The 8,618-nt window shown below is 65.0% G+C and carries 9 protein-coding genes; all 9 read left to right on the top strand.

Annotated elements, in window-relative coordinates; all coding sequences use genetic code 11:
* Positions 1-1,133, top strand: a 1,133-nt coding sequence (aroA, locus tag E4L96_RS12545; protein WP_135207566.1) for a 3-phosphoshikimate 1-carboxyvinyltransferase, incomplete at its 5' end; no start/stop codon positions are given.
* Between the two features lie 32 nt (positions 1,134-1,165).
* Complete coding sequence (gene cmk, locus E4L96_RS12550) at positions 1,166-1,837, top strand: (d)CMP kinase (RefSeq protein ID WP_135207567.1); 672 nt, start codon at positions 1,166-1,168, stop codon at positions 1,835-1,837.
* A 155-nt stretch (positions 1,838-1,992) separates the two neighbouring features.
* A complete protein-coding gene (rpsA, locus tag E4L96_RS12555) occupies positions 1,993-3,699 on the top strand; it encodes a 30S ribosomal protein S1 (RefSeq protein ID WP_267874330.1) in 1,707 nt (568 codons plus the stop codon).
* Positions 3,700-3,717: 18 nt separating this feature from the next.
* Positions 3,718-4,023: an integration host factor subunit beta gene (locus tag E4L96_RS12560; protein ID WP_135207568.1), complete on the top strand. Its 306-nt coding sequence runs from the start codon at positions 3,718-3,720 to the stop codon at positions 4,021-4,023.
* A gap of 137 nt (positions 4,024-4,160) precedes the next feature.
* Positions 4,161-4,463, top strand: coding sequence for a LapA family protein (locus E4L96_RS12565; RefSeq protein WP_135207569.1), 303 nt, complete (start codon positions 4,161-4,163; stop codon positions 4,461-4,463).
* 36 nt (positions 4,464-4,499) lie between these two features.
* A complete protein-coding gene (lapB, locus tag E4L96_RS12570) occupies positions 4,500-5,675 on the top strand; it encodes a lipopolysaccharide assembly protein LapB (protein ID WP_135207570.1) in 1,176 nt (391 codons plus the stop codon).
* A 9-nt stretch (positions 5,676-5,684) separates the two neighbouring features.
* Positions 5,685-7,052, top strand: a complete 1,368-nt coding sequence (locus E4L96_RS12575; protein WP_135207571.1) for a UDP-glucose dehydrogenase family protein — start codon at positions 5,685-5,687, stop codon at positions 7,050-7,052.
* A 9-nt stretch (positions 7,053-7,061) separates the two neighbouring features.
* Complete coding sequence (gene rfaE1, locus E4L96_RS12580; protein ID WP_135207572.1) at positions 7,062-8,033, top strand: D-glycero-beta-D-manno-heptose-7-phosphate kinase; 972 nt, start codon at positions 7,062-7,064, stop codon at positions 8,031-8,033.
* Between the two features lie 121 nt (positions 8,034-8,154).
* Positions 8,155-8,523 carry a ComEA family DNA-binding protein gene (locus tag E4L96_RS12585; RefSeq protein ID WP_135207573.1) on the top strand — a complete coding sequence of 123 codons (369 nt, stop codon included), beginning with the start codon at positions 8,155-8,157 and terminating at the stop codon, positions 8,521-8,523.
* Positions 8,524-8,618 lie beyond the last annotated feature (95 nt).

Genomic DNA, 8,618 nt, shown 5'->3' on the forward strand with positions numbered 1-8,618 from the left:
CCCCGGCCGCGGCAGCGCCGAGCGCGAAGCCTGAAACCCGCCACATCGTGCGCGGAGCCGGCGGGGTCTGGCCCAACGCGCAAGCGGACCTCTTCATGGGCAACGCCGGCACCGCTATCCGCCCCCTGACCGCCGCGCTGGCCGTCATCGGCGGCGACTACACGCTGCACGGCGTCCCCCGCATGCACGAGCGCCCCATCGGCGACCTGGTGGACGCCCTGAACGACATCGGCACCAACATCGAATACACCGGCACCCCCGGCTACCCCCCGCTGCACATCAAGCGCGGCGCCATCAAGGACGCCCCCATCGCCGTGCGCGGCAACGTGTCGAGCCAGTTCCTGACCGCGCTCCTGATGTCCGCCCCGCTGATGGCCAAGGACCGCGACGTGAAGATCGACGTCATCGGCGACCTGATCTCCAAGCCCTACATCGAAATCACCCTGAACCTGATGCGCCGCTTCGGCGTCACGGTCCAGCAGGACGGCTGGTCCTCCTTCACCATCAAAAAAGGCGCCCGCTACCTGAGCCCCGGCCGCATCCACGTGGAAGGCGACGCCTCCAGCGCCTCCTACTTCCTGGCCGCCGGCGCGATTGGCGGCGGCCCCGTGCGCGTGGATGGCGTCGGCAAGGACTCCATCCAGGGCGACGTCAAGTTCGCCGAGGCCCTCGAAGCCATGGGCGCCACCATCACCCGCGGCGACAATTGGATCGAAGCCACGTCGAACGGCCCGTTGAAAGCCATCGACATGGACTTCAACCACATCCCGGACGCCGCCATGACCATCGCCGTGGCCGCCCTGTACGCCGACGGCACCACCACCCTGCGCAACATCGCCAGCTGGCGCGTGAAGGAAACCGACCGCATCGCCGCCATGGCCACCGAGCTGCGCAAGGTCGGCGCCACGGTGGAGGAGGGCGCCGACTACCTGCGCGTGACCCCGCCGCCGCAGATCCAGTCCGCCGCCATCGACACCTACGACGACCACCGCATGGCCATGTGCTTCTCGCTCGCCACCCTGGACGGCGCGCTGCGCAAGGGCGCCCCCCAGCGGATCAACGACCCCAAGTGCGTGGCCAAGACCTTCCCCACCTATTTTGAAGTGTTCGAGGCCATCCGCGCCGTGGGATAATGCAGGGTCGAATTCCTGTTTCATCCCTGGATATGCAGAACAACAACATTCCGGTCATCACCATCGATGGCCCGACCGCGTCCGGCAAGGGCACGGTCGCCCACCTGGTGGCCGAGCGGCTGGGCTTCCACATGCTCGACTCGGGCGCCCTGTACCGGTTGACGGCCCTGCAAGCCCTGCGCCGCGAGGTTCCGCTCACCGACGAGCACGCCATCGCCAAGCTGGGCGAGCACCTGGAGGTGACCTTCAAGGGCGACGCCATCTACCTCGGCACCGAGAATGTCGCGCATGCCATCCGCGCCGAGGAAGTTGGCAACATGGCATCGAAGATCGCCGCCCTGCCCACGGTCCGCCAGGCCCTCTACAGCCTGCAGCTGGCCTTCCGCAAGACCCCCGGCCTGGTGGCCGACGGGCGCGACATGGGCACCGTGATTTTCCCCGGCGCCACCTTGAAAGTTTTCCTCACGGCCTCAACTGAGGCGAGGGCGCAACGCCGCTATAAGCAATTGATTGACAAAGGTTTTCCTGCTAAGATGGAAGACCTTCTTGCGGATTTGCAGGCCCGCGACGCACGCGACATGAACCGCGCCGTCGCCCCGCTGGCACCTGCGCAGGACGCCCATTTGCTGGATACCTCGCAGATGTCGGCCGCGGACGCGGTCGAACAGGTCCTGGCCTGGTACGCGCAAGTCCGGCACAAGTAATGGAGTGAATTTTTCACCGCATGTTGTACCAGGAGCGCCGCAGCCTCAGCGCGGCGCTCTTGTTGTTGGGTCCCGGAGCAGCCGCGCCGGGTGTGTAACCTCTCCCAGTTGAAGTCGCATAGTGCGAGCCTTGCTGGCTAACCTTGAATACCCTCATGTCTACTGCTAACACCACCACTTCCGGCATGGAATCTTTTGCCGCGCTGTTTGAAGAATCCCTGCAACGCCAGGACATGCGCTCGGGCGAAGTGATCTCCGCTGAAGTCGTGCGCCTCGATCACAACTTCGTGATCGTGAACGCCGGCCTGAAATCCGAAGCGTTCATCCCTATCGACGAATTCAAGAATGACCAGGGTGAAGTTGAAGTCCAAGTGGGCGACTTCGTCTCCGTGGCCATCGAATCGCTGGAAAATGGTTTCGGCGATACCATCCTGTCGCGTGACAAGGCCAAGCGCCTGGCCTCGTGGCTGGCCCTGGAAAAAGCCATGGAGTCGGGCGAGATCGTCACCGGCACCGTGAATGGCAAGGTCAAAGGCGGCCTGACCGTCCTGACCAACGGCATTCGTGCCTTCCTGCCGGGTTCGCTGGTCGACACCCGTCCGGTCAAGGACACCACCCCGTACGAAGGCAAGACCCTGGAATTCAAGGTCATCAAGCTGGACCGTAAGCGCAACAACGTGGTGCTGTCGCGCCGCGCCGTGATCGAAGCCTCGATGGGCGAAGAGCGCGCCAAGCTGATGGAAACCCTGAAGGAAGGCACCGTCGTCACCGGCGTCGTCAAGAACATCACCGACTACGGTGCGTTCGTGGACCTGGGCGGCATCGACGGCCTGCTGCACATCACCGACCTGGCATGGCGCCGCGTGCGTCACCCGTCGGAAGTGCTGTCGGTTGGCCAGGAAATCACCGCCAAGGTCCTCAAGTACGACCAGGAAAAGAACCGCGTCTCGCTGGGCGTCAAGCAGCTGGGCGACGATCCGTGGACCGGTCTGTCGCGTCGCTACCCGCAAGGCACCCGCCTGTTCGGCAAGGTCACCAACCTGACCGACTACGGTGCGTTCGTGGAAGTCGAGCAGGGCATCGAAGGCCTGGTGCACGTGTCCGAAATGGACTGGACCAACAAGAACGTGGCTCCGAACAAAGTTGTCCAGCTGGGCGACGAAGTGGAAGTCATGGTCCTGGAGATCGACGAAGAGCGTCGCCGTATTTCGCTGGGCATGAAGCAGTGCAAGCCGAATCCGTGGGATGAGTTCGGTGCGAACCACAAGAAGGGCGACAAGGTCCGTGGCGCCATCAAGTCGATCACCGACTTCGGCGTGTTCATCGGCCTGCCGGGCAACATCGACGGCCTGGTGCACCTGTCCGACCTGTCCTGGACCGAGTCCGGCGAAGAAGCCGTGCGCAAGTTCAAGAAGGGCGATGAGCTGGAAGCCGTGGTCCTGGCCATCGACGTGGAGCGCGAGCGCGTCTCCCTGGGCGTGAAGCAGCTGGAAGGCGACCCGTTCAACAACTTCGCCGCCATGAACGACAAGGGCTCGCTGGTCACCGGTACCGTCAAGTCGGTGGAGCCGAAAGGCGCCGTGATCGCCCTGAGCGAAGAAGTCGAAGGCTACCTGCGCGCTTCCGAGATCTCGCGCGACCGCGTGGAAGATGCTGGCACCCACCTGAAAGTCGGCGATTCCGTCGAAGCGATGGTGATCAACATCGACCGCAAGGCCCGTTCGATCCAGCTGTCGATCAAAGCCAAGGACAACGCTGACACGCAAGAGCAGATGCAGAAGATGGCAGCTGACTCGAGCGCCGCTTCGGGCACCACCAGCCTGGGCGCGCTGCTGAAAGCCAAGTTCGACAACAAGCAGTAATTTGCTGGGAACGACCAGATGACCAAGTCCGAACTGATCAACCGGCTGGCGGAGCGCTATCCCCAGCTGGTGGCCAAGGATGCGGAATATGCGGTCAAGACCATCCTCGATGCGATGACCAACGCCCTCTCGGCCGGGCAGCGCATCGAGATCCGTGGTTTTGGCAGTTTCGCCCTCAACAGCCGCCCGCCGCGCATCGGCCGCAATCCGAAGTCCGGCGACAAGGTGATGGTCCCGGAAAAACGGGTCCCGCACTTCAAGCCGGGCAAGCAGCTGCGCGAGCGTGTCGACGCCATGGTCGGGCAGCCGATCATCGAGGATTAAGTCGTCTCGGCAGGTTCCCTGCACCCAAAAACGGCATCTCCGGATGCCGTTTTTTATTGGCTGCCCGGCCGGGTTTGGTAGGATGGCCGGGTTTGTGCCACACTTCGCTATTGGATCAGAAATACGCAGGCTTCCCCATGAAAATCGTGACCACCGTCCTTGGATGCATCCTGTTCGTGCTGTTCTTCGGCTTCGCGCTCAAGAACACGCAGGAGGTCGACCTGCACTTCTTCCTCAACTATGAACTGCGCGGCCCGCTGGTGCTGATGCTGCTGGCCTTCTTCGTGGTCGGCGCCGCCCTCGGGATCCTGGCCGTGACGCCGACCGTGTTCCGCCACCGCCGCGAAAACCGCCGCCACACGAGCACCATCGCCGAGCTGCAGGAAGGTGCGCGCCGCGTGGCCGCCCAGCCGCAGCCGGACGGGTCTGGCGCCCAGTAAACCGGTCAACCCGAATAACAAGAAAACACACACCGCATGGAATTGGAAATCTGGTGGCTGCTGGGTATCCCGCTGTTCTTCGCCCTTGGGTGGATTGCGGCGCGGGTCGATATCAAGCAGCTTGTCTCCGAGTCGCGCACGCTGCCGCGCGGCTACTTCAAGGGTCTCAACTTTCTCCTCAACGAACAGCCGGACAAGGCTATCGACGCCTTCATCGAGATCGTCAAGCTCGATCCGGAAACGGCGGACATGCACTTCGCCCTCGGCAACCTGTTCCGCCGCCGCGGCGAGACCGAGCGCGCCATCCGCGTCCACCAGAACCTGCTGTCGCGGCCGGACCTGCCGCAGGAGCAGCAGGTGCACGCCCAGTATGAGCTGGGCATGGACTACCTGAAGGCGGGCCTGCTGGACCGCGCCGAAGAAACCTTCAACCGCCTGGTGGACACCCAATACGGCGTGCAGGCGCGCCGCGCGCTGCTGGAGATCTTCCAGCGCGAAAAAGAGTGGGACCGCGCCATCGAATCCGCGCGCGGCCTGCAGGAATCCGGCGCCGGCGCCCGCCAGAAGGAAATCTCGCAGTTCCATTGCGAACTGGCGCACGATGCGCTGGTCCACATGAAGCCGGACGAGGCGCTGGCGCTGCTCGACAAGGCCCTGCAGACCGACCGCAACAGCGTGCGCGCCACGATCCTGACTGGCGATGCGCTGCTGTCCAAGGGCGACGTCGAGGGCGCGCTGCTGGCCTGGCGCCGTGTGGAGCAGCAGTCGGTGCCGCACGTGGCCCTGGTGGCCCAGCGCCTGATGGATGGCTACCGCGCCGTCGGCCGCCCACAGGAAGGCGTCAACCTGCTGCGCTCCTACCTGGCCGAGGCCTCGTCGATCGACCTGATCGAAGTCGTGTTCAAGGCCGTGGTGGAACTGGACGGCACCGACGCCGCCAAGAAACTGGTGGTGGAAGAGCTGCGCCGCAACCCGACCCTGCTGGGCCTGGACAAGCTGCTGGAAGTGCGCCTGATGGATGCGCCCAAGGAGATATGGGAAGAGCTGTCCATGGTGAAGAACCTGGTGCACGGCTACACCGCCAAGCTGGCACGCTACCAGTGCAGCCACTGCGGCTTCAAGGCGCGCCAGTTCTACTGGCAGTGCCCGGGGTGCAGCCGGTGGGAGACCTACCCGCCGCGCCGCACCGAAGAACTGAATGTGATGAACTAAGTACCGACCATGAAAATTACGATTATCGGCACCGGCTATGTGGGCCTGGTGACTGGCGCCTGCCTGGCCGAACTGGGCAACGACGTGTTCTGCCTGGACGTGGACCAGCGCAAGATCGACCTGCTGAACAACGGCGGCATTCCCATCCATGAGCCGGGTCTGGAAGAGATCGTCAGGCGCAACCGCGCGGCGGGCCGTATCCAGTTCTCGACCGATGTGGAAGCCTCGGTCAAGCACGGCACCCTGCAGTTCATCGCCGTCGGCACGCCGCCGGACGAGGACGGTTCGGCCGACCTGCAGTACGTGCTGGCCGCGGCCCGCAACATCGGCAAGTACATGGACGGCTTCAAGGTCATCGTGGACAAGTCGACCGTGCCGGTCGGCACCGGCGACCGCGTCAGCGCGGCGATTGCGGAAGAGCTGGCGTCGCGCGGTTCGAATGCCGAATTCACCGTGGTCTCGAACCCCGAATTCCTGAAGGAAGGCGCGGCCGTCGAGGACTTCATGCGCCCCGACCGTATCGTGATCGGCCTGGACGACACCGCCAACGGCTCGCGCGCGCACGACCTGATGAAGAAGCTGTACGCGCCCTTCAACCGCAACCACGAGCGCACCTACTGGATGGACGTACGCTCGGCCGAGTTCACCAAGTACGCGGCCAACGCGATGCTGGCGACCCGCATCTCGTTCATGAACGAACTGGCCAACCTGGCGGACAAGGTGGGCGTGGACATCGAGGCGGTGCGCCACGGCATCGGCTCCGATCCGCGCATCGGCCACAGCTTCCTGTACGCGGGCGCCGGCTACGGCGGCTCCTGCTTCCCGAAGGACGTGCAGGCGCTGGAGCGCACCGCGCGCCAGTACCAGCAGGACCTGCTGATCCTGCGCGCCGTCGAGAAGGTCAACGACAACCAGAAGCGCGTGCTGAGCCGCAAGGTGATCTCGCGCTTCGGCGAGGACCTGACCGGGCGCCACTTCGCGGTCTGGGGCCTGGCCTTCAAGCCGAACACGGACGACATGCGCGAGGCGCCGTCCCGCGTACTGCTGAAGGACCTGCTGACGCGCGGCGCCACGGTCTCCGTGTACGACCCGGTCGCGATGCCGGAAGCGCAGCGCGTGCTCAAGCTGGACCTGCCGGCTGTGCTGGTCGAGCGTATCCAGTTCATGGACGGGCAGATGGACGCGCTGAACGAAGCCGACGCGCTGGTCATCGTCACTGAGTGGAAAACTTTCCGCAGCCCGGATTTCGACCGCATCAAGGCCGTGCTCAAGGCGCCGGTGATCTTTGACGGGCGCAACCTGTTCGAGCCGGAGGTCATGGCCGAAAACGGCTTTGAGTACCACGGCATTGGCCGCTCAGTCCTCACGCGTAAGTAAGGGACTGCGATGAGCATTGCCAGCCGCCTGCTGAGCGCCGACGCGCACACCTCCGTCCCCACGCCCGACCTGGCGCGCGTGCGCATCCTGGTCGTCGGCGACGTGATGCTGGACCGCTACTGGTTTGGCGACGTCAGCCGCATTTCGCCGGAAGCGCCGGTGCCCGTGGTGCGCATCGAGAAGCGCGAGGCGCGGCTCGGCGGCGCGGCCAACGTGGCGCGCAACGCGGCCGCGCTGGGCGCGCACTGCGGCCTGCTGGGCGTGGTCGGCGCGGACGAGGCGGGCGACGAGGTCAACCGGCTGCTGAGTGAATCGTCGATTGCCAGCTACCTGAAGCGCGACGAGGCCATCTCCACCATCATCAAGCTGCGCGTGATCGGGCGCCAGCAGCAGATGGTGCGCATCGACTTCGAGGAGCCGCCCAGCGAGACCACGCTGCGCGACAAGCTGGCGCAGTTCAATGCGCTGCTGCCGGACTACGACGTGATCATCTTCTCCGACTACAACAAGGGCAGCCTGGTCAACGTGGCGCAGATGGTGCAGGCCGCGCGCGCGGCGGGCAAGACGGTGATGGTCGATCCGAAGGGCGACGACTTTTCACCGTACGCGGGCGCGACCATCATCACGCCCAACAAGAGCGAGCTCAAGCGCATTGTCGGGTCGTGGAAGACCGAGGAGCAGCTGGCCGAGAAGGCGCAGTCCTTGCGCGAAGAACTCGGCCTGCAGGCCTTGCTGCTGACGCGCTCGGAAGAGGGCATGAGCCTGTTCACGGCGGACGAGGTGCTGCACGTGCACGCCGATGCGCGCGAGGTGTTCGACGTCTCCGGCGCCGGCGATACCGTCATCGCGACGATGGCCTGCATGCTCGGCGCGGGCGCGCCGATGGCCGACGCCCTGGCCATGGCAAACCGCGCGGGCGGCATCGTCGTTGGCAAGCTCGGCACGGCCACCGTGACGCGCGACGAACTCTTTCCTGCCTGAGCTCCTACCTCAGCTATAGGACTTCTCCTGTTCCGAATCTGGCGGGTCAACGCGGCTCCGGAGGCCGCGTTATCGCCCGCAGGGATGGCACCCGCCGTCCTGTTCACTTTCGGAGGACATCATGCTGAAGAAATTCCTGCTGGCGCTGGCCGCCCTGGCCATGTCGATCAACTTCGCCTGGGCCCAGGTCGACGTCAACAAGGCGGACGCCGCCGCGCTCGATGCGGTGAAGGGCATCGGCCCCGCCAAGTCCAAGGCCATCATCGAAGAGCGCAACAAGAACGGCGACTACAAGGACTGGGCCGACCTGCAGAAGCGCGTGAAGGGCATGGGCGCGAAGGCCTCGGCCAAGCTGTCCGAGGCCGGGCTGATGGTCAATGGCAAGGGCTATGAAGGCGCGGACATGGCGTCCGCGGGCAAGCCCGCCAAGACCGCCAAGTCGGCCAAAGCGGCGAGCGCGGACATGAAGCCGGCCGAGGCAGCCAAGTAAGGGCGCTGCCGGTCCTGGCCGCGCGCCCGCTGCGCGGCCAGGATGGTCGCCCGCTCGGCGTTCGCTGCTTCCCCGCCCAGCGCTCAGGCCACCGG

The organism is Zemynaea arenosa, from assembly GCF_004614185.1.
In the GTDB taxonomy this organism is placed as follows: Bacteria; Pseudomonadota; Gammaproteobacteria; order Burkholderiales; family Burkholderiaceae_D; genus Telluria; species Telluria arenosa.